20 protein-coding genes and 1 pseudogene are annotated in these 22052 nt (G+C 62.0%); all 21 read left to right on the forward strand.

Translation table 11 applies throughout. The annotated features are described in order from the left end of the window. Positions 1–43 precede the first annotated feature (43 nt). A pseudogene (locus FJ946_RS31155) lies at positions 44–153 on the forward strand (integrase); the annotation flags it as partial. 223 nt (positions 154–376) lie between these two features. Beyond that, on the forward strand, positions 377–1858 hold the full coding sequence (locus tag FJ946_RS16095) for a PLP-dependent aminotransferase family protein (RefSeq protein WP_140565719.1): 1482 nt from the start codon (positions 377–379) through the stop codon (positions 1856–1858). Between the two features lie 129 nt (positions 1859–1987). Beyond that, complete coding sequence (locus FJ946_RS16100) at positions 1988–2752, forward strand: ATP-binding cassette domain-containing protein (RefSeq protein ID WP_140500680.1); 765 nt, start codon at positions 1988–1990, stop codon at positions 2750–2752. A 25-nt stretch (positions 2753–2777) separates the two neighbouring features. Further along, complete coding sequence (locus FJ946_RS16105; protein WP_181165247.1) at positions 2778–3569, forward strand: transporter substrate-binding domain-containing protein; 792 nt, start codon at positions 2778–2780, stop codon at positions 3567–3569. A 77-nt stretch (positions 3570–3646) separates the two neighbouring features. Beyond that, positions 3647–4345, forward strand: a complete 699-nt coding sequence (locus tag FJ946_RS16110) for an ABC transporter permease subunit (protein WP_140517485.1) — start codon at positions 3647–3649, stop codon at positions 4343–4345. After that, complete coding sequence (locus FJ946_RS16115) at positions 4342–5076, forward strand: ABC transporter permease (RefSeq protein WP_140500677.1); 735 nt, start codon at positions 4342–4344, stop codon at positions 5074–5076. Before FJ946_RS16110 ends, FJ946_RS16115 begins: the two co-directional genes overlap by 4 nt. Next, positions 5063–5872 carry a histidinol-phosphatase gene (gene hisN / locus FJ946_RS16120; RefSeq protein ID WP_140500676.1) on the forward strand — a complete coding sequence of 270 codons (810 nt, stop codon included), beginning with the start codon at positions 5063–5065 and terminating at the stop codon, positions 5870–5872. Before FJ946_RS16115 ends, hisN begins: the two co-directional genes overlap by 14 nt. A gap of 20 nt (positions 5873–5892) precedes the next feature. Then, on the forward strand, positions 5893–7017 hold the full coding sequence (locus FJ946_RS16125) for an aminotransferase class I/II-fold pyridoxal phosphate-dependent enzyme (protein WP_140500675.1): 1125 nt from the start codon (positions 5893–5895) through the stop codon (positions 7015–7017). A gap of 11 nt (positions 7018–7028) precedes the next feature. Next, positions 7029–8015 (forward strand): ornithine cyclodeaminase family protein, encoded by a 987-nt coding sequence (locus FJ946_RS16130; RefSeq protein ID WP_140517483.1) that lies wholly within the window; start codon positions 7029–7031, stop codon positions 8013–8015. 14 nt (positions 8016–8029) lie between these two features. After that, positions 8030–9019, forward strand: a complete 990-nt coding sequence (locus tag FJ946_RS16135; protein WP_140565712.1) for a pyridoxal-phosphate dependent enzyme — start codon at positions 8030–8032, stop codon at positions 9017–9019. Positions 9020–9030: 11 nt separating this feature from the next. Then, positions 9031–10290: a cysteine desulfurase-like protein gene (locus FJ946_RS16140; RefSeq protein WP_140565709.1), complete on the forward strand. Its 1260-nt coding sequence runs from the start codon at positions 9031–9033 to the stop codon at positions 10288–10290. A gap of 11 nt (positions 10291–10301) precedes the next feature. Continuing rightward, positions 10302–11423, forward strand: a complete 1122-nt coding sequence (locus tag FJ946_RS16145; RefSeq protein WP_140565706.1) for an aminotransferase class I/II-fold pyridoxal phosphate-dependent enzyme — start codon at positions 10302–10304, stop codon at positions 11421–11423. Between the two features lie 937 nt (positions 11424–12360). Continuing rightward, a complete protein-coding gene (locus FJ946_RS16155; protein ID WP_181165248.1) occupies positions 12361–13506 on the forward strand; it encodes a glycosyltransferase family A protein in 1146 nt (381 codons plus the stop codon). After that, a complete protein-coding gene (locus tag FJ946_RS16160; RefSeq protein ID WP_140521285.1) occupies positions 13503–14519 on the forward strand; it encodes a glycosyltransferase family 2 protein in 1017 nt (338 codons plus the stop codon). Before FJ946_RS16155 ends, FJ946_RS16160 begins: the two co-directional genes overlap by 4 nt. Next, a complete protein-coding gene (locus FJ946_RS16165) occupies positions 14516–15508 on the forward strand; it encodes a glycosyltransferase (RefSeq protein ID WP_140565703.1) in 993 nt (330 codons plus the stop codon). The genes FJ946_RS16160 and FJ946_RS16165 overlap by 4 nt, the downstream gene beginning before the upstream one ends. After that, complete coding sequence (locus FJ946_RS16170) at positions 15492–16595, forward strand: Gfo/Idh/MocA family oxidoreductase (RefSeq protein ID WP_181165249.1); 1104 nt, start codon at positions 15492–15494, stop codon at positions 16593–16595. Before FJ946_RS16165 ends, FJ946_RS16170 begins: the two co-directional genes overlap by 17 nt. Continuing rightward, entirely contained in the window at positions 16592–17686 is a 1095-nt protein-coding gene (locus tag FJ946_RS16175) for an NAD-dependent epimerase/dehydratase family protein (protein ID WP_181167683.1), read from the forward strand. Before FJ946_RS16170 ends, FJ946_RS16175 begins: the two co-directional genes overlap by 4 nt. Next, positions 17683–19245: a glycosyltransferase gene (locus FJ946_RS16180; RefSeq protein WP_140565701.1), complete on the forward strand. Its 1563-nt coding sequence runs from the start codon at positions 17683–17685 to the stop codon at positions 19243–19245. Before FJ946_RS16175 ends, FJ946_RS16180 begins: the two co-directional genes overlap by 4 nt. Before the next feature lie 50 nt (positions 19246–19295). After that, entirely contained in the window at positions 19296–20240 is a 945-nt protein-coding gene (locus tag FJ946_RS16185) for a polysaccharide deacetylase family protein (RefSeq protein WP_181167682.1), read from the forward strand. Beyond that, entirely contained in the window at positions 20233–21111 is an 879-nt protein-coding gene (locus FJ946_RS16190) for a glycosyltransferase (RefSeq protein WP_140565696.1), read from the forward strand. The genes FJ946_RS16185 and FJ946_RS16190 overlap by 8 nt, the downstream gene beginning before the upstream one ends. Next, a complete protein-coding gene (locus FJ946_RS16195) occupies positions 21108–22046 on the forward strand; it encodes a glycosyltransferase (RefSeq protein ID WP_181167681.1) in 939 nt (312 codons plus the stop codon). The genes FJ946_RS16190 and FJ946_RS16195 overlap by 4 nt, the downstream gene beginning before the upstream one ends. Positions 22047–22052: the final 6 nt, after the last annotated feature.

Genomic DNA, 22052 nt, shown 5'->3' on the forward strand with positions numbered 1-22052 from the left:
GAGCTGTCAGAAACATGCTTGTTGGATTGAGGTCAGTTATCCTCTGGGAGCCATCCAGACTTGCTCGGTCATAGCAAGATCGTGAACACGGTCCGCTATCTGGGAGTCGATGTAGAAGATGCTCTCGAACTTGCCGAGGCAACTGAGGTGTGATCAAGAGCGGCTCCACTTCACGAGTGGAGCCGTGAACAATTTGCGCGTGCATCTCGGCCATTTGGTGCACGCTGCCAGTGGCTGAAAGCTGGCGTTCGACGCATGCAGAGAAGGCTTTCTGCTCATCGTTCGTCATGTGATAGGGTGATTTCAATTCGATAGGAAGATCATCCTTATGGCTGCGTCGCCGCTCGTGAGGTCCCGCCGTAGCCGGTGAACAGACATGCACGCTTTCAACTATCCCAGCTGGAACAGGATCGTCTTCGACCGCAGCCGTGGCACGCCGTTGAACGAGCAACTTTTCGAGCAGTTGCGCCGCTGGATACGGGATGGCATCGTGGCGCCAGGAGCGCGCCTGCCGCCAAGCCGCGTCATGGCCGAGGAACTCGGGCTCTCGCGCAACACCGTTGTCCTTGCCTATGAGCGACTTGCCACGGAGGGATATGTCGCACGTCGGATCGGCGCCGGCACCTTCGTCGAAACCATGCTGCCGGAAGACAATCACCCCCGAGCCGAGACGGCGGTCATACCGGTGTCAGGTCCAAATGCGCTCCCGGCACCCTCGCGCCGCGGCCAGGCGCTGCTCGACATGAACCTGCCAGCCGAACGCATCGAGACCTACGATCTCAGCGCCGGCGTGCCGGCGCTGAACGAGTTCCCCTATGACGAGTTCGCTCAGATCGCTAGCCGCCGCTGGCGCGAGCACGCCAGCGCCCACACCGGCTATGACTATTCGCGCGGCGCGCCACTGCTGGCCACCCGCATCGCGGGCTATCTGGCGGAGGCTAAAGCGATCAACTGTCGTCCCGAACAGATCATCGTCATCGGCAATACGCTGCAAGCGGCCGCTCTCGCGTCTCATGTTCTGCTCGACCGCGGCGACACCGTTCTGGTCGAGGATCCTTGCCACATGCCCGAGATCGCCACGCTGGAAGCCTTCGGCCTTGTCACCGTTCCCGCCCCGCTCGACAGGCAAGGCTTCGATACAGAAGCCGCCGGCGTGATGGTCCGAGAGGCGCGTATGGCCGTTGTCTCCCCGACCGAGCAATGGCCGTTCGGCTGCACGATGACGGCGGATCGCCGGCAAAAGCTGCTTGATTGGGCGGCGGACCGGCCCGGCTGGATATTCGAGGATGATTCCAATAGCGAGATCCGCTGGTCGGGCGAAGCGCAGACGACGCTCTACGCGCGCGATCCGCGGCGGGTCATCTATGCCGGCTCGTTCAACCGCATGCTGGCGCCCGGCCTGCGGCTCGCCTATTTGATCGCGCCGATGCCGCTGGTCGAGGCGTTCGCCCTCGCCCAGCGTATTTTCTCCTTCTACGCACCGCTACCGGACCAGGCGCTGGTCGCCGACTTCATGGACCAGGGGCGACTCGCCTCGCACCTTCGGCGTATGCGCACCATCTACCGCGATCGCGCCGCCTGCCTGACACAATGCCTGCGCGCAAAGCTGCGAGACGGCTTCGACGTTCCCGACGTTCACGCCGGCCTGCACCTGACCGTCCACGCACGCGAACCGTTTGACGACGTGGCCGTATCGCGAACACTGCTCCAGAAGGGGCTGGACTGCCCACCACTCTCGCGCTACGCACGCCGGGAAACCAAGCCGAGGGGTCTTGTGCTGGGCTTCGGCAACACGTCGGTCCGCCGCATCCCGCGTTGCGTCGACATCCTCGCGCAGACTATCCTCGAACACGGTTGACGACGCATTCACAGCCCACGGGACTGGAATTGGTCCGCTGCCCGTCGGCGAAATTGGCTCTTTGGGCAGCCGCGCTTCCGGGACAATCTCCGTGTCCAGCCGATCGGGAGGCAAGGGCACCAAGTGGACATGGACCAAAACACCGTCCTGCGGGCAAATAACATCCGTAAGAGCTTCGGCGCTCTGGAAGTCTTGAAAGGCGTCGACCTGGTCGCCCATGCCCATGACGTGATCACCATGATCGGCGCCAGCGGGTCGGGCAAGAGCACCTTCCTGCGCTGCATGAATCTTCTGGAAATTCCCGACGCCGGCACGATCGCGGTGGAAGGCGAGGAATTGACGCTGGATCGCAGTTCGGGGCGCGCGAAGCTGAATGCGCGCCAGATCAATCGCATCCGCAGCCGCATCGGCATGGTCTTCCAGAGCTTCAATCTGTGGAGCCAGCGCACCGTGCTCGACAACGTGATGCTTGCACCGATGAAGGTGCTCGGCCTGTCCAAACAGGAGGCCCGGCAGCGAGCCGGGGCCTATCTCGCCAAGGTCGGGCTGTTCGAGAAGCGCGACCACTACCCCGCGCATATTTCCGGCGGCCAGCAGCAGCGCGTCGGCATCGCCCGCGCGCTGGCGATGGAGCCGAAGCTGATGCTGTTCGACGAGCCGACCTCCGCGCTCGACCCGGAACTGGTCGGCGAGGTGCTCTCGGTCATGCGCACGCTCGCCGAAGAAGGACGCACGATGATCGTCGTCACCCATGAAATAGGTTTCGCGCGCGAGATCTCGCGCGAGGTGCTCTTTCTCCACCAGGGCATGGTGGAGGAGCGCGGCCCGCCGGGACAGGTTCTCGGCGATCCGCAATCGGCGCGCTGCCGGGCCTTCCTGCAGCGCGTTCTTTGAACAGGACAAACAACAGGGGAACATGATGAAAAAACTTGTCTTGATGCTTGCGGCCGGCCTCGCCGCCTTCGCCGCGCAGGTCTCGGCGCGCGACCTGCGCGTCGGCAGTGAATGCACATACCCGCCGTTCAACTACAAGGACGCGAACGGCGAGTTGCGCGGCTTCGACATCGATGTCGCGAAGGAAGTTGTCAAGCGCCTCGGCGCCGACGCCTCCTTTGTCTGCATGCCTTTCGATTCGCTTATTCCGGGCCTTGTCGCCGGCAAGTTCGATCTTCTCGCCGCGTCGATGTCGATCACCGACGAGCGCAAGAAGAGCATCGACTTTTCGATCCCGTACCGCTCCTCCACCGCCCGGTTCGTCGGTCCGGACGGAAGCGATGCCAAGCCGCTGACGGACGACGGCAAGCCCAACCCCGATGGTCTCAAGGGCAAGACCATCGGGATCGAGCGTGCCTCAACTTACGAGAACTACATGCGAGACAACTTTCCTGAGGCCACGATCCAGCTCTACGACACGGCCGACAACATGCTGCTCGACCTGACCTCCAAGCGGACCGATCTCGTCTTCGCCGGCCCGATCAAGCTCGCCAACGACTTCCTCAACAAGGACCGAGGCAAGGGTTACAAATTCATCGGTCCGGAGATCAAGGACGTGAAGTATTTCGGGCCAGGCGTGGGCATCGGCATGCGCAAGGACGATGCCGGCCTTCGCGACGAGCTCGACAAGGCGATGAAGGCCATGATCGACGACGGCACGTTCAAGACCATCAACGACAAGTACTGGTCGTTCAGCGTGCTGCCGGCATCGAACTAGGCCGAGCCGTACGGTTCATCGCCGGCCATTTCACCCGATGGCCGGCGTCTTTCTTCTTGCCACCGCAGGAGCGGCAGATGGACATTTTCCAGGGATGGGGTTTGGAGGTCGCGAGCGGGCTCATGACCACCGTCGAGGTCGCGCTGCTGTCGCTGGCGGTCGGCCTCGTTTGGGGCATTCTCGGCGCGCTGGCACAGCTCTCCTCGAACTGTGTGCTGCGCGCCATCGGCCGGGGCTTCACTCTGGTCGTGCGCGGCACGCCCGAACTCCTCATCATCCTCATCGCCTATTTCGGCGGCACGGTGGCCCTGACCGGCTTGGCGAAGATGATTGACCCCAGCATCCACTTTCTCGAAGTGCCGGCGATGCCGGCCGGCGTCTTCGCGCTCAGCCTGGTCTTCGGCGGCTACGCGGCCGAGGTGCTGCGCGGCGCCTATCTCGCCATTCCCAAGGGCGAGATCGAGGCGGCAGATGCCTTCGGCATGTCGGCCGCGACCAGCTTCATCCACATCCGCCTGCCGCTGATGTGGCGCTACGCGCTGCCCGGCCTCGGCAACAACTGGATCTCGCTCATCAAGGACACGTCGCTTATCTCCATCGTCGGGCTGGAGGAGCTGATGCGCATCTCCACCATGGCGACGCAGGTCAATGGCGAACCCTTCCGCTTCTACCTCGCCGCGGCGCTGATCTACCTCCTGCTCACCATACTGAACACCTCGATTGTCGACGCGCTGGAACGGCGTGCGACGCGCGGCGAGAGGAAGCTGGCGCGATGAACTTCGAGCTTATGGTCGAGAGCTTGCCGGCGCTGCTGTCGGCCACCGTCACGACGATCGAACTGCTCGTCGCCTCACTCTTCTGCGGCATGGCGGTGGCACTTCCCGTCGCCATCCTGCGCGTCAGCGGCCCGGCGCCGGTGCGCCTCCTGCTGCACTGGTACATTTACTTCTTCCGCGGCACGCCGCTCCTGGTCCAGATCTTCCTTGTCTATTACGGTCTCGCCCAGCTCGAGGTCGTTCGCGACAGCTTTCTGTGGCCATATCTGCGCCAGGCCTGGGTGTGCGCCATTCTGACCTTCAGCCTGAACACGGCCGCCTACACCGCCTACATCCTGCGCGGCGCCATCGAGGCGGTGCCAGCCGGTGAGATCGAGGCGGCGCGTGCCTGCGGCATGTCGACGGCGTTGACCTACCGCACGATCATCCTGCCGGGCGCCTTCCGCATCGCCCTGCCGGCTTACGGCAACGAGGTGGTCAGCATGCTGAAATCCACATCACTCGCCTCGACCATCACCGTCATGGAGCTGACCGGCGCCGCCAACACGATCGTCGCCCGCACCTTCGCGCCCTATGAGCTCTTCATCACCGCGGCGCTTATCTACCTCACCATTACCTACGTGCTCACCACGGCGTTGCGCGCCCTCGAATACAGGCTTTCACGACACACGCGTCCTCTGGACGAACCCGCAACCCCACTCATAGAGGGAGCCGACAATGCCGGCATCTGACCCCAAGACCTTTACGGCTTTCGCCGGTTCGCTGGCAGACGTCAGCCGGGCGACAATCCAGGAAGCGCTCAGCGAGCAACACGGCTTCGTTTCCAAGGGCGATGCAAGCCCTGTCACCGCGGTAGACCGGGAGGTCGAGGAGAGGCTGCGCGCGCGCATCCAGGAGGCGTATCCCGACCACGGCATCCTTGGCGAGGAATTTGGGTCCGTCGGCCTCGACGCGGAATGGGTCTGGGTCATCGATCCGATCGACGGCACCAAAGCCTTCATCACCGGCATTCCGACCTTCGGCACGCTGATCGCGCTGGCCCGCAACGGCGTTCCCATGCTCGGGGTCATCGACAATCCCGTCACCAACGAGCGCTGGCTGGGCGCCGACGGTTCGCCGACCACCCTCAACGGCAAGCCCGTACGCACGCGCGCCTGCCAGGACCTTAGCGAGGCCCTTGTCGGCAACGGCAACCCGGAATCCTTCGACGACAAGGATACGGCCGCCTACAAGAGGCTGCGCCGCCAGGTGCGCTGGAGCGTCTATGGCGGCGGTTGCCATGCCTATGGCCGCGTCGCCGACGGCGCGCTGGACATCAATGTGGACGGGGGGCTGGACGCCTTCGATTATTGCGCGCTGATCCCGATCGTGCGTAACGCCGGGGGCGTCATGACCGACTGGCAGGGCGGCGAGCTGACGATCCGTTCCGGCCGCCGTTCCGTCGTGGCCAGCGCCACACCTGAGTTGCACAGAACTGTGCTAGGCATCCTGGCCAACGCGACCTCACCGGCCCGCGCGGCTTCCTGAAGAAGAGGAATCGTACACACATGCAGATCGAAGAATTCACCCTCGAACGCATCCAGTCGCTCTACGAGAACATCGTCGAGTACAACCTCTCCGATAGCGGGGTACACCCCTATTCGCTCAACGAACTGCTGAGCCCGGAGGAACGCGAAAAGGTGCTTGCCGCCGAACTCGGTTACGGCTGGACGAACGGTGCCGTCGTCCTTCGCGAGGCGATCGCGGCCACATACAAGAATCGTACGGCCGACGAGGTGATGGTCACCAACGGCTCGGCCGAAGCCAATTTTCTGATGGCGATGACGCTGCTGGAGCCGGGCGACGAGATCATCGTCGTCGTCCCCAACTACCTGCAGATCAGGGGATGGGCGAAGGCGCTCGGCGCGGTGGTACGTGATGTGCCGCTGCGCGAGGAACTGGGCTGGCTGCCCGATCCGGCCGACATCCGCGCGGCGATTTCGCCCCGCACCAAGGTCATCACGCTCTGCACGCCCAACAATCCGACCGGACGCGTGGTGCCGGCGGACCTGCTCGGGGAAATTGTGGCCATCGCACGCACCAACGGCATCTGGCTACATACGGACGAGGTCTACAAGGGAGCCGAATACGGTACCCTCGAGCCGCCGAGCAGCGTCGACCTTTATGAGAAAGCCATCGTCACCAGCGGCTTGTCGAAGGCGATGGCGATGCCGGGCCTGCGCATCGGCTGGCTGGTCGGCCCCGCTGCCGAGATCTATGCCTCCTGGCAGCGCAAGGACTATACCTCCATCACTACCGGCGCGGTCAGCGAACTGGTCGCGTCGATGGTGTTGCAGCCGGCGCGCCGCAAGGCGATCCTCGACCGCAGCCGGGACCTCCTGTCACGCAATGTCGACATGATGGTGCGCTGGGTCCGCGCCAACGAGGGGCTGGTCTCGCTGGCGCCGCCGCAGGCAGGCGGCATGGCATTCGTGCGCTATCACTTGCCGATAAATTCGACCGAGCTGGCGCATCGCGTCAAGGACGAGCAGGGCGTGCTTGTCGCGCCGGGCGACGTCTACGGCATGGACGGCTATTTCCGCGTCGGCATCGGCGCGCCGGCGCATGTCCTGGAAGGCGGGTTGGAACGTGTGCAGCTCTTCCTGCGCGGCCTTGCCCGCTCGGCGGCCTGAACGGAACGACCATGGCTAGGCCAGCCGCAAACATGCCGCTCATCCTCGACCGGGCGGAGATCCTGCGGCGGCTCGACCACGCCGCCGGTATTGCGGCCGTTCGCGAAAGCCTCGTCGCCTACAGCGCCGGGGCAGTCCAGCAGCCGCCCGTCGTCCACATGGGATTCGCGGCGGCGAACGGCGATTGCCATGTGAAATGCGCCCATGTATCGGGCGCGTCGATCTTCGTCGTCAAAGTCGCGACTGGGTTCTACGACAATCCGACCAAGGGCCTTCCAAGCGGCAACGGCATGATGGTGGCGCTGTCGGCCACGACAGGCGAACCGGTAGCGCTGCTGTTCGACCAAGGCATGCTGACCGACTGGCGCACTGGCTATGCCGGCGCGCTGGCGACCCGGCTGTGCTGGCCTAAGGGCGCGACGCGCCTCGGCATCGTCGGCACCGGAACCCAGGCACGCATGCAGTTACGCGCGCTGCGAGCGCTGGCTCACGGCGAGCCGCTTTCGGTCGCGGTATGGGGCCGCTCGCCAGCGGCGGCGGGACGCTTCGCCGCCGACGTGGCCGACCTTGGCCTCCAGGTATCGCCAGTCGGCTCGCTCGCCGACCTTTGTTCCGATTCACAAGTGATTGTCACCACGACGCCCGCGACCGCGCCGCTGGTGCGCGCTGAATGGATCGCGCCCGGCACGCACATTACAGCCATCGGAGCCGATGCGCCCGGCAAACAGGAATTGGAGAATACGCTGGTCGCGCGCGCCAACACGTTGCTCGCCGATTCGGCCCTGCAGAGCATCGACCATGGCGAGTTCGCTCATGCCATCGCGGCCGGCCTCGTCGAGCCAGAGCGGATCGGTGAGATCGGCGTATCGCTGCGGACTGGCTCATTGACGCGCAAGCCTGGTGACATCAGCATCGCCGACCTGACCGGCCTCGGCGCAGAGGACGCGGCAATCGCCAGCGCCATCCTCGCGAGCGCCGGCACAGCCGCAAACTCTTGACCCAGGACAGAACCATGTCGAACGAAGGTGACATCGCCGCCGCTGCCGCGCGGTCCGTGCGGGCGCATGCCCGCATCCGCGGCCACATCGCGAAGACGCCGCTGCTGGGCGCGTCCGCCGTCGGCGACGCGATCGGTAGCACCGTTTTGTTCAAATGCGAAAATTTCCAGTTCACCAACTCCTTCAAGGCGCGAGGCGCCTTCTCGAAGCTGACCGCGATGGACGATGCGACCGGGGGCCGGCCGTTCGTCACCGCCTCGTCCGGCAACCACGGCATAGCCTCCAGCTTCGCGGCGTCGCGCCTGTTCCGAAAATTGTCGGTCGTGCTTCCGCACAATGTCACGAAGGCCAAACTGGCGCGCATACGGTCCTTTGGCGTCGACGTGATCCTGCATGGCGACGAAAGCGGCCAGTCCGAGGCGCACGCGCGCCGCCTGGGCGAGGAGAAGGGACTCGTCTACGTATCTCCGTACAACGATTCCGACGTTGTTGCTGGCCAGGGCACGATCGGGCTCGAACTGCTGGAAGAGCATTCGCGTATCGACAATGTCTTCATCGCCATGGGCGGCGGCGGGTTGATCGGCGGCATCGGCGCCGTGATGAAGGCCTTCAGTCCGCGCACGCGGATCATCGGCTGCGCGGCCGCCAACAGCATGGCGCTGGCAGCGTCGATGGAAGCGGGCAAGGTGATCGATGTCGAGCACTTGCCGACGTTGGCCGACGGCGTCGCCGGCGGCATGGATGAGGATTCAGTCACGCTCGGCCTCGCCCGGTCGGTCGTCGACGATGTGGTCATCTGTTCCGAAGCCGAGATCGCCGGCGCGCTCGCCCGTCTCGCGATCGAAGAGCATCTATTGGTCGAGGGTGCAGCCGGCCTAGCGCTGGCAGGGCTGATGAAGCACCCGGAACGGTACCGCGGCCAAGTCAATGCGATCGTGCTGTGCGGCGGGAATTTCGACTACGACGAACTGACGACCGCGATCGCGGCGGTGCGACCGACCTGAAAGGGAATTCCATGACGACTGGACGATGGGACATCGAGGCGGTGCGCGGGGCCTTCCCGGCGCTGGCGATCACCGACGACGGCAAGCCACGTATCTATCTCGACGCGCCGGGCGGCTCGCAAGTACCGGCACGCGTGGTCGAGCGCATGAGCGAGGTGATGCTGCGAAGCTGCGCCAACGAGGGCGGTGCCTTCCACACCTCGCGTGATAGCGACCGCATCTTGGTGGGAGCGCATGCAGCGGCGGCCGCCTTGCTCGGTGCACAGCCGGACGAGATCGTCTTCGGCCTCAACAGCACCTCGCTGATCTTCCATTTTTCGCGCATGGTGGCACGCGACTGGAAACCGGGCGACGAGATCGTGCTTACCCGCATGGACCATGATGGCAATGTCGGCCCGTGGATCATCGCAGCCGAGGAACGTGACGTCACCGTCCGCTGGCTCGAGTTCGATACCGAAACCTTCGAATATCGCTACGACATGCTGGACGAACTGATCGGCCCGCGCACGCGTCTGGTTGCCTGCAATCACGCGAGCAACATCTTTGGCACCGTCAACGACGTTGCCCGTATCGTGGCTGCTGGTAAAGCTGCCGGCGCCGTCACCATGGTCGATGCCGTGCAGTCGGCGCCGCATTTGGCCCTCGACGTGTCGGCGATCGGCTGCGACCTGCTCGCATGCTCTGCCTACAAGTTCTTCGGTCCGCACGCCGGGGTCATGTATATACGGCCGGAGCTGCGCGACCGGCTCACGCCGCTCAAGGTGCGGCCCGCCTCCTTCGACATGCCGTGGCGCCACACCCCCGGCACTCCCTCCTTCGAGGCGCAGGCCGGCACGCAGGCGGCGATCGAGCACATCGCTTGGCTCGGCGAGCAGTGCGCCGGCGTCGACGTTGCCGCGCCGCTGCGCCAGCGCATCGTGGCGGGATTGGAGGCGGCGACCGACTACGAAGCCGGACTGATGGACCGGTTCCTGGCGGGTGTTGCCGGCATTCCCGGTTTCAAGCTCTGCGGCATCGCCAGCCGCAACCGGCTGGACGCCCGTGTGCCCACCTTCAGCTTCCGGCTGGCCAAGAGGTCGCCGCAGGAGATCGCAGCCGCGCTGGCGGGCGAAAACATCTTCGGCTGGGCCGGCGATTTCTACGCTTATGAAGCCTCCGGCCTGCTCGGCCTGCGCGAGCAAGGCGGCGTCGCTCGGCTCGGCCTATCGCATTACACCACAGCAGACGAGGTCGACCAGGCCGTTTTGGCCGTCGCCCGGCTGGCAGCCTGACGGGGGAAAGCATGGACTACGCACGCATGGTGATCGAGAAGGAATCACCGGAGGAATACGGCTATGACCGCATTCGCTTCAACCTGTCGGAAAGCTCCGTACGAGACCGTAAGCTGTCCGATTTCCATCTCTCCGTCCCTGACCTGCTGCTGCCCTATGGCGAGCATCGCGGCGACCCTGAGCTTCGGGCGTTGGTAGCCGCGCAGGGCAAGGGCCTCGGCCCCAACAACGTTTTGGTGGCCGCCGGCGCCGCTGGCGCGCTGTTCATCATCGCCACCACGCTTCTATCGCGCGACGACCATCTTGTCGTGGTGCGGCCGAACTATGCCACTAACATCGAGACGCCGCGCGCCATCGGCTGCGGCATCACCTTTATCGACCTCAAATTCGACGATCGGTTCGGCCTCGACATCGATGCCGTCGCCAGCGCTCTGCGCCCGAACACCCGCTATGTCAGCATCACCTGCCCGCATAACCCAACCGGCACGATGATCGGCCGCCCTCAACTGGACGCGCTGATCGCCTTGGTCGAAAAGGCGGGATGCAGGCTACTGGTGGACGAAACCTACCGCGACCTGACCCATGGCGAGATGCTGCCCCCCGCCGCCTCGCTCAGCCCCGCCGCGATCAGTGTGGCTTCGCTGTCCAAGGCTTACGGCGCGCCGGGCATCCGCGTGGGCTGGATCATGACGCGCGACGTGCACTTGATGGAGCGCTTCCTGGCGGCGAAGGAGCAGATCGGCATCTGCGGCAGCGTCGTCGACGAGTGGATCGGCGCCCGCATCCTGGAAGGCCGCGACGCCTTCCTCGCCGCGCAGGCGCCAGTGCTGGCCGGACGCCTTGCCATCATGCGCGATTGGATTGAGAGCGACGAGCTGATCGAATGGGTCGAGCCCCAGGGCGGCGTGGTCTGCTTCCCCCGTTTCCGTCATGGTCCGGGATTCGATTTCGACGACTTTTACGCCGACCTGCTGGAAAGCTATGGCACCTATGTCGGTCCGGGCCACTGGTTCGAGATGCCGCGCAACCACATGCGTATCGGCTTCCTCTATCCTCTTGAGGACGAACTGCGGGGTGGCCTGGCGGCGATCTCCGCAGCGATTCGCAAGCATTCTTCCCGGCAAAGGTCGTGACATATACGGCGAGGTCCTGCCGCCGAAGGCAGATGTAGTCCCGCCTCTGGGACGTGGCACGCTTTTCAGAGCCCTTTGGAAACTCGATCCAAGGCTTGTCGGCCTACCAGCCGCTCCAAGGCTGCGATCCGCGCTCATACGTCTGCATCGTGTCAGCCGCCGCCACGTCTCGTCGAAGGAGCCGGCCTCGTAATTCAGGACCCAGATGCGGATCAGGTTTACGCGGCAGTTCGTGCCGCCTGGCGAGACCATGCAGCGTCTCGCCAGAGAGGAACTCCTGCACTACTTGACGTTTGAACTCGATGCTGTGCGTGCGATAAGTCACCATCGCTTCCATCCTTCGAAAGCCCGGCTTCCAAGTCAATTCTGCTGTTCAATTTGTCCGGTCCCAGGGGCGAACTCCAGATGGAACGCGAATTTCCGCAGCCTTGGGTGCGATTGAGTCAGCTCGTGACATTCGTGAACGCGCTCAGCAAAGAGACCGTTTATTCTCGGGGCATCCCGAAACGGTCGCGAATTGTCCTTAACGGGTACCGCTTTTGACGATCTATCTACTCGCCATCCAGGAGCATAGATTGCAGGAACGGCAGATACTCTCGGATCCGCCACTCTGCGTGTGCAGCTCTACGCACGGGCGAGATCATTTCGGGTCACTTAGGCAGGGGGCGGCGTGGCTATTGCGTGAGTTTTCGAACACCAAGTCCGCCAGGGGCGAAAGGAAAATACGCTATGGGCTGTCGCACAAGGAGAATGGATCGGCCACCTAAGAAGGCCGCGCGAGGGCCGTCCAGTGTGCGTGGCCCCAAATGTTAGTGAGCCGGACAGCGGCCGTTTAGCAGTACATGCAGGGCTCAGAGGCCGGGTGACAGTGAAGGGAAGTGGCCGCACCAAGGGGAGTTGTTCTACGAGCAACTCACAATGTCCTACTCACGCATTTGTGGCTGTCATTATCCCTGCCTACAACGCAGAACAATTTATCGAACGCACCTTGGCGTCGGTGATAAACCAGACCTACAGAAACATCGAAATAATAGTCGTTGATGACGGTTCGACTGATGAAACTGCATCAATCGTCCGCCGACTATCCAATGACGACCCGCGTATCAAGCTGCTCCAACAGAAGAACAGTGGCGTCGCGTCGGCGCGGAATACGGGGATACGTGCAAGCAAGGGTATCTATATAGCACCTATAGACGCCGACGATCTCTGGCACCCAACCAAACTCGAAAAGCAGCTGCGTGTTTTCGCTGCAGCAGGCAATGATGTTGGGCTTGTCTATACGCTTTACCGGACGATTGATGCCGATGATAAGGCGATCATTACGCCTAAGCGCATGCACCCGCACGGATGGGTATTCATGCAGCATCTCGGACAGAACTTTATCGGTCACGGAAGTTCGGCAATGTTCCGGCGCGATGTCTTACTCGAAATGGGTGGCTATTCCTCGCGACTGCGCGAAAACGGTGCGGAGGGTTGTGAGGACTTCTTCCTCCAATTGAGTATCGCCTCGAAATACCGATTCGATGTCGTCAAGGAGCACTTGGTCGGATACCGCCGAACGCCAGGAGCCATGTCGCAAGATTTCGTCCGAATGCTCATCTCGCGTCGGATGGTGCTCGAGAGCCTCTTTGCTCGCTGCAGCGAGATGGTGAGCCCGATCCTATCGGATGTGATGTTCCGTAACGATGTCGAGATCGCCAGGCTCGGGCTTAAAAGGCGCCGCTTTGCTGCCGTCGGCATGAACTTCGCCAGAGTGCTCTGGCGATCGCCCTCGCAGTTCGCGAAAGTCGTCGGTGCGACGCTTGCCATTTTCCGGCGCAAGGCGAAACAAGGAACCAAACTGGAACGCGAAGGCCGCAGCTCGGGGATCGGGAAACCGTTCTGGGACTACGCTGTCGATGAGCTTTTCGATCGCGGCGAGAATACCGATTACCGTGCCTTGCTCAACAATCTGGCTGCAATGGACAGCAAACTTGGACCCTGCGGAGGCTATTTGGCGCAGCATCCCGAACGAGGAACCTTTGCAATGCCCCAAGAGGGCAGCGGCTCAGACAGCCCGTTTCTCCTTAGAGGCTTGGAATGAAGAAGCTGCTGCTGTCGGAAGAGCAGATGTCGTCGGGCCGCAATTTGGCTCAGACGGCAGAATGCACTTTTGAGCGGACAGTGAATGAACCGACGGTCAGTGTGACCGTGCTCATTGTCACCTACAATCACGCTCGCTACGTAGCGGCAGCGATCGACAGCGTTCTCATGCAAGATACGGAATCCGGTGTCGAGATCCTGATCAGCGAAGATTTTTCGACGGACGGTACCCGGGAGATCGTGGAGCGGTATGTATCCGATTATCCCGAAAGACTATCGGCGATCTATTCTGGCAGCAATTTGAGATCCAACGAGGTCGTTGCGAGAGGACTCCGGGTTGCGCGCGGGCGCTATGTCTCGATCCTTGATGGCGACGACCTGTGGACATCCAAGACCAAGCTGCGAGATCAGGTGGCCCATCTTGACGCGCATCCTGAGCTCTCGGCCATATTTTACAATGCGCTCGTGGCGCACGGCGACGAGATCACGTCGCGGCGGTGGACGCCACGGGATCAGAAGCCCTTAATCACACAAAGGGAAATTTGGGAAGGCAATCCCTTCGCCACTTGCGGCGGTATGATGCGAACCGCGTGCGTTCGGGATGTACCGTCTTGGTATGCAGATTTCTTTCCGATTACTGATTGGCCGCTGTATGTGCATTGCGCAAAGACAGCAGACCTCGCCTTTGTCGACGAGGTGGCAGGTATCTATCGTCTGCACCCGGGTGGGCTTGTATCGGCGCTGCCAAGCCCGCTCAGGCTTGATGCGATCGAGGGATTCTACCGGCGAATGGCGAATGTCATGGATGCCCGTGGGGCACAGTTTGCCCGTGGCGGCTGTTCCCGCTACTTTTACGAATGGTCGAAGCAGTATCTGAACGGAGGTGACTTGCCGTCGGCCAGATCGTGCTTCCTACGATTGCTGCGAAGCGGCACTGGCGGAAACAACGTGCCGAAACGCGATATCGCGCGGTTGGCACTGCTCCTGCTGAAATCCTCGGTGCTCGGGAGATGACGGCTTTCCGCAACTTCGAGAATCGCGATCCGGTCCCGTCATTGCCACAGGCGGCTGTTCGTCCGAAGTGGTCGGTGATGATCCCCGTCTATAATAGCGCCCGCTTTCTTGCCTCAACGCTGCAAAGCGTGCTCGCGCAAGCCCCTGACCCGGCTCATATGCAGATCGAAGTGGTTGACGATTGTTCGTCCGACGATCCGCAAAAAGTCGTGAACGAAATCGGGGGAAGGCGTGTCGGCTTTTTCCGCCAGCCGCAAAACCTCGGCCACATCGGCAACTTCCATACCTGTCTGAGCCGAGCCCAGGGGGAACTTGTCCATCTCCTGCACGGCGACGATGCCGTCCGACCAGAATTTTACGAATTGCTCGGTCGGGGTTTCGATGCGGATCCGAGAATAGGAGCGGCGTTCTGCCGGACGGTCTTCATGGACGCCCACGGACAGGAGTTGTCGATCGAACCTGCAATGCAGTCAGTCTCCGGAAGGCTTGAGAATGCGGTGATCCGATTGGCGCTCGAACAGCGCATCATGACGCCGTCCATCGCGGTCCGACGCGCGGTCTACGAAGAACTCGGCGGCTTCGACCGGCGGCTGAAATGCAGCGAAGACTGGGAGATGTGGATACGCATCGCTTCTCGTTTTCCCGTCTGGTACGAACCGCAAGCCCTTGCGCTTTATCGGATGCACCCGCAATCGAACACAGGGCGCCATATCCGGAATGCCGCGGACATGGCCTACACGCGAATGGCGATTGATATTTTCAAGAGCTATCTTCCAAGCGAACTCGCGGACGATGTCGCCGCATCGGCTCGGCGGACCTATTCGCAAAGCGCTCTCGAAACCGGACGGCGGCTGCTTGGCTCTGGTGATTGGGCTGGATGCCTCGCGCAAATGAGTGAAGCCTTCCACCTCGATCCGTCGCTCAAGACAATTGGACGTATGCTGTGGCTCGTTGCGAAGCAGGGAGGCGAGATTGTCCGCCCAAATTGAAACTGTGCAACGGCAGCCGGCACGGCTGCGGCAAGGTGAGCCTGTCCGTCTCGTTTTGGCCGGATGTGGCGCCGTCACGAAGCTCTACTATGCGGAAGCGCTGTCGCGCCTTCAAGGCAGAGGCCAGATCGCAGTCGCAGCCATCTTTGATCCCGAAGCGAAATCCGCCGCGGTCGTACAGGCGCGGCTGCCCGGAGCGAAGGTTGCAGCCAGTTTCGACGGCCTTCTGGCTGTGGGCGCCGATGTGGCGATCATCGCTTCCCCGCCTCGATACCATCTTGATCAGTCGATGCAGGCGTTGCGGGCCGGCATGCATGTTCTGTGCGAGAAGCCGATGGCCACGAGCAGCTCCGACGCAGACCTTATCCTGGCGGTAGCGGCAGCCAACAATCTGCATGTGGCAACAGGCCTCGTCAGAAGGCAGTTCCCTGCCACCCGATCGATAAAGGCCATGGTCGAGGGCGGATTGATCGGAAAAATTCAAGGTGTCTGTTGTTTTGAGGGTGGCCCTTTCCAGTGGCCTGTCGCTTCGACGAGCTATTTCAGCCGCGCGGAATCCGGCGGTGGCGTGCTTCAGGACATAGGCACGCATTGCCTTGACCTCCTGACCTGGTGGTTCGGAGAGCCCCATGAAATCCACTACGCCGATGACGCAATGGGCGGCGTCGAGGCGAACTGCCTTGTCCGGTTAGGTTTTGGCGGCTTCGAGGCAACGGTCCGGCTGAGCCGTGATTGGGCTCGTCCGAACCTTTACCGTCTTGAGGGCGAACGTGGCTCGATTTCTTGGGCAGTCAATGAGACGGAGCTTGTAGAGATCGCCTTGAAAGGATGCCGCACGGCAGCCACCGCCTCCTTCACCAACACCGACGACCGGTCGCGCGATTTCGTCGACGCGTTCTGCGATCAGATTTCGGACTTGGTCGACACGGTCCGAAATGGAACCCTCCTTTCCGGGTCAGCCACAGCGGGGCGCAACGTGCTCAAGCGAATCGAGGAATGCTATGCCAGACGGAAACGGCTGGACATGCCTTGGCTCGGAGCAGAAGACTTTCGCCACGTCATTGCTTCCGCCGAGACCAGACAATGACCGGCACTGTTGCCGTGCTTGGCGCCAACGGCTTCATAGGTTGCCGGACAGTGGAGTTGCTGCATCTTTCCGGCTGGGCTGAGGTGAGGCCGATCGTTCGCAGGCCGAGTGCTTTCGCCAGCCTGTCCCGCTTTGCGATCGATGGAAGGGTGGCGGACGCGCATGACGTTCCGGCTCTTACTGCGGCCCTTCTTGGCTGTCAGTCCGTTGTTCATGCAGTTGCCGGTGATAGTCGCACGATCGTCGATGCCGTCGAGCCTGTCTATCTTGCCGCCGCCGCTGCGGGCGTCGTTCGCCTGGTCTACCTCAGTAGCGCATCCGTTCATGGCCAATCGCCGCTGCCCGGAACGGACGAAACGAGCGCGCTGCACGACGGCCAGACGGTCGAGTACAACAATGCCAAGGTTCGTGCTGAACGTCGTCTCGGGGAATTGTCACGGGACGGTGCAGTCCAGGTGGTGGTGCTGCGGCCCGGAATTGTCTTTGGCCCGCGCTCCAGCTGGACGGGGGGCTTCGCCAACGATCTCCTCGACGGCTCTGCCTATCTGGTGGATGGCGGCCATGGCATCTGCAACAGCGCTTATGTCGACAATGTCGTTCATGCGATCAAGCTTGCCATCGAAGTGCCCGAGGCGGCTGGGCGAACTTATCTGGTCGGGGACCGCGAAAGGATAAGTTGGGCAGATCTTTGCCGCCCGATAGCCGAGGCATTGGGCTTCGACCTGGCTGCGATTTCGGTTTCCGCGCCATTGTCATTCGCGCCGAACTGGACACAATGGCTGAGAGATGGCGACCTTTACCGGCGGCTTGTCCGAAGCCTCCCGAGACCCGTTCGTAGCGGACTAAAGGTAGGCTATGCCGAGTGGCGGAAATCAGGGCTCGATCAGAGGCCGCCTATGGCTCCAAAGATCAAGGTATCTGAAGAACGTGCGCTGTTGCACCGGTGTCGGGTGAAACTCCCGTCGGCCAAGGCCGAGCGCGAGCTCGGATACCAGCCGGTGGTCGGCTTCGAGGAGGCATGTCGGCGCTCAGTCGCATGGCTAACCTTTGCCGGCTACCCGACTGCGCAGAGCCAAGTGGGCGAAAGATGACCGTCAGACCCGCCGCAGCCTGTGTCTCGGTTGTCATTACGACCTATAACCATGCTCGATTTCTCGCGGAAGCGATCGACAGTGTCCGGAACCAGAGCGTGCGGCCCGATGAGATCATCGTTGTGGACGATGGTTCGTTGGACAATCCCGAAAATGTTGTTCGCCGGTATGTCGACGTCCACTACATCCGCCAAGGAAACCAGGGTTTAGCCGCTGCCCGCAATACGGGAATGAAGGCAGCACGTGGCGAATTCATCGCGTTCCTGGATGCCGATGACAGGCTGCGCCCGACGGCGCTCGCTACCAATCTTGCTTTGTTCCATGACAGTCCGGATTGCGCCTTGGTCTATGGAGCCTATTGCTACATCGATGAGGCCGGCGCAGTCAGGAATTCAGTTCCGCTGAGGCCGGTGGGAGAGGACCCGTATGCCGGATTCTTGACCGGCAACCTGATTGGAATGCATGCGACAGTGCTCTATCGGCGTAGCACATTGGAGGCTGCTGGCGGATTTGACCGATCCCTGCGGGCTTGCGAGGATTACGACGTCTACCTTCGCCTGTCTCGGGCAAACAAGGCCGCATGCACCCCGGAGTGTCTCGCAGATTACCGCAGGCACGCAACGAATATGTCCAACAGCAATCCGATGATGTTGCGCGCGGCGCTCAAAGTCCTTGGCCGGCAGAGGAATCTTGCGCGGACCAATCCAGACTGGACGGCCGCCTACCATCAGGGCGTCGAAAATTGGAAACGCTATTATGCGCACATGCAACTGGGACAGCTTAGTACAGCGGTTCGATCCCGTTCTTCGCTCGGCGGTCAGCTCCTGAACACCATTGCCGTTTCGCTCGCAGCGCCATTGCAGACCACCATGATGCTGCGGCAGCGTTTCAAGGGCTGGTCAAGTCGGCGCCGATCGGGCGTCCGGTTCGGTGACCTCAGCCGCCCGCTGCCCTTCAGTACAAATTTCGGTTTTGATCGCGGCAAGCCAGTGGACCGCCGCTATGTCGAGACTTTCCTCGCATCATGTTCGCTGAACATATCCGGCAGGGTTCTGGAGATCGGGGACAACGCCTATACGACCCGCTTCGGAGGCAGTCGAGTTGCCAGGAGCGACGTTCTAAACCGATATGAAGGCCACCCGCTGACGACCTTCGTTGGCGATCTGGCCAACGGCGACGACCTGCCGCTCGAGACATTTGACTGCATCGTGCTCACCCAGACCCTGCACCTCCTTTTCAACATGCCTGTCGCGGTTGCAACCCTATGGCGGATGCTGAAACCGGGAGGCGTGCTTCTGGTCACGGTCCCTTGGGTAAGCCCGATTGACCGAGGAGAATGGGGCGAGAGCTGGTTCTGGTCGATAACCCCGGCGGCGCTGGGCCGGCTTCTCTCAGACAGGTTCGGGGTGGAGAATGTCGAAGTCCGCCACTATGGAAACGCCTATTCGGCTACCGGGTTTCTCTATGGCTTGGCGGAGCATGAGCTGAATTCGGCAATGCTCGATGTGCATGACCCATGTTGCCCGGTGATTGTCGCCGCGCGCGCTTTCAGGCGATGAGCGGCGTGACAGTGCGTCAAGCTCTTAGCAAGCTCCTGCGACGGGGCCGATTGCTTGCCGGTTACAACCGGCCGCTCGTGCTGATGTATCATCGCGTCGGAGAACCACGCGTCGATCCTTGGGAACTCTCGGTCTCGCCACAAAATTTCGCACGCCAAATCGAAATCCTGACAAAGGCGCGCGATATTGTTCCCTTGCAATGGCTGGCACAACGGCTTCGGGACGGAAAGCCAGCGAGAAATGCCGTGGCAGTCACCTTTGACGACGGTTATGCGGATGTCGTGCAAAATGCCGTGCCGATCATGCTACGCATGAACGCTCCTGTGACCGTCTTCGTCACCACCCACGCGCTCACCGACCCCTCAGTGTTCTGGTGGGATATTCTGTCGCGCATCACTTTGGAAACGCCTGCTCTCCCGGAGAGGCTCGCGATCCAGATCGCAGGCCGAAACTATGATTGGCTCGTGACGGAGGACGCCACGCGCGCGAAATCGAATCTCGTCATCAGCCGCACGGCGCTCCATTTCGGCTTGCACGCACTGCTGAAGCCGTTGAGAGTACACGAACGGAGGAGGGCGCTGCAGCAGCTGGCAAGATGGGCAGGAACCGACGCCAGCCCCCGAAGGCGTGACCGCGCCATGACTCATTCGGAGCTGCGGCATCTCGCCGACACCGATGGCGTTTCGATCGGTGCCCACACCTGCACGCATCCATCCCTGCCGTTGCTGAAACGGGACAGTCTTGAACGCGAGATCTCCGCTAGCCGCCAACAATGCGAAGAGATCACAGGGCGGAGGGTGGCGGGATTCGCATACCCCTTCGGAGACTTCGATGACAGCACCGCCGAAGCGGTAAGATCTGCTGGCATGGACTATGCAGTAACCACCCTGCCGCGTGAAGCTGGGCTCAGGGTCGACCCCTTCCGACTGCCGCGGGTCACGGTCGCTGATTGGGGTGAGAGAGAGTTCCGGCGCGCGGTCCTTTGCCATGGCTGACCATGCATGCCGAGAACCGCGCGTCACGGCAATCATCGTCGTGTTCAACGGCGAGAGATACCTCCGGGAAGCTATTGACAGCGTTGTAGGTCAAAGCTTCACTGACTGGGAACTCCTCGTCGTCGACGATGGCTCGACGGACCGTTCATCTGTCATCGTGCGCGACTATGCGCAGCGCCTGCCAGGCAAGGTGCGACTACTCTCCCATCCCGACAAGGGCAATCATGGTATCAGCGCGTCGCGCAACCGCGGGCTGGCCGAGGCGCGGGGCGCCTATGTCGCGTTTCTCGATGCAGACGATACATGGCTGCCCGAAAAGCTGTCCGAACAAGTCTGCATCATGGAAAACGATCCGACGCTCGGTCTAATCTACGGCCGGACGTTGATCTGGCATAGCTGGGCAAAGCTTGCTGGTCGTGCGGACTACTATTACCCGCTCGGAGTCGAACCGAACGCCCGATACGATCCGCCCGTGCTGCTGGAACTGCTGCTGCAGAACCAAGCCCAGACGCCGACAACTTGCAACGCCCTGATGCGTTCAAGTTTGTTGGCAACGCTCGGGGGATTCGAGAACAGCTTCCGCCTGATGTTCGAAGACCAGACCTTCTTTGCGAAGGCGCTCGCATTCGCGCCGGTCTACGTGTCCGGCCAGACCTGGGCGAGATACCGCCAGCACGTCGAAAGCTGCTCTGCCGCTTCTGCCAGGGCAGGCGCTGACGAAGCCGCGCGTATCACGTTTCTCAGATGGCTGAATGGGGTGATGGCGGATCAGGGCGCCTCCTTCCGCATTCGTTCCGCAATCTGGAAAGTGCTCGCGCGCGAAACCTGGAAGACGAGCAAGCGAAGCATCGTAAGACGGCTGCAGCGATGACTTCCGTGCCGCGGGTGACGATCATAACCCCCTTCCTCAATGCGGCGTCAAATCTGGGCGAAGCGATCGCCAGCGTCCGGGCCCAGGCGATTGCAGATTGGGAACTCTTGCTGGTTGACGACAATTCGACGGACGACAGTATCAGGATCGCCAATGATGCCGCGGCAATCGATCCTCGAATTAAGGTGCTGCGCAGGCCTCCCGGATCCAAGCGTGGCGCCGCGGCAGCGAGAAACGCCGGAATAGCGGCCAGCTGCGGCGATTTGCTTGCCTTCCTGGATGCAGATGATTTGTACGAGCCGCATATGCTGCAGACGGTCCTGGCGGCAGCCGATGCCAACCCGGATGCCGCAATGATTTTCGGGCCGACCAAATGGTGGTATCCGGATGGAGCGCGCTCCGACTGGGTCGAGCCGACAGATGGACTTGCCGCACGCTTACATCAGCCCCCCCGGCTTTTGGGTCGGCTGGTGCTGATGCAGGACGGCCACGTTCCGTGTACCTGTTCCGTGCTCTTGCGGAGAAGCGCGGTTAGCACGGTTGGTGGCTTTGAGGAGCACTTTGAGCTCTATGAAGACCAGGCTCTGTGGGCGAAGCTATTCCTGCGATTCCCAGCCTTTATCACTCCTGTAACTCTCGCACGTTACCGGCAGCATTCCAGTTCGGCCTCGGCGATTGCCACTCAGCGAGGGCTCTACGATCGGATGGGGAAACACCCCGCCCGCGCCGCTTTTCTGGACTGGATCGCGGAGCATATGATGGAAAGTGGAACGCGGGATTTCCGCCTCCAATTGGCGCTGCGGCTGGCACGCGCGCCCTATGTCACGCCTGCAACGATCGGAAGCAAAGCCGAACGGCTTGCCCTGAAGATCATGATGTGGACAGCAAAGCAGCGGCGCAGGATTCGGCGACAGCTTGCGCACGTGGCCAGGTGAAAACAG

The sequence above is a fragment of the Mesorhizobium sp. B2-4-7 genome (assembly GCF_006442685.1).
GTDB lineage: Bacteria > Pseudomonadota > Alphaproteobacteria > Rhizobiales > Rhizobiaceae > Mesorhizobium.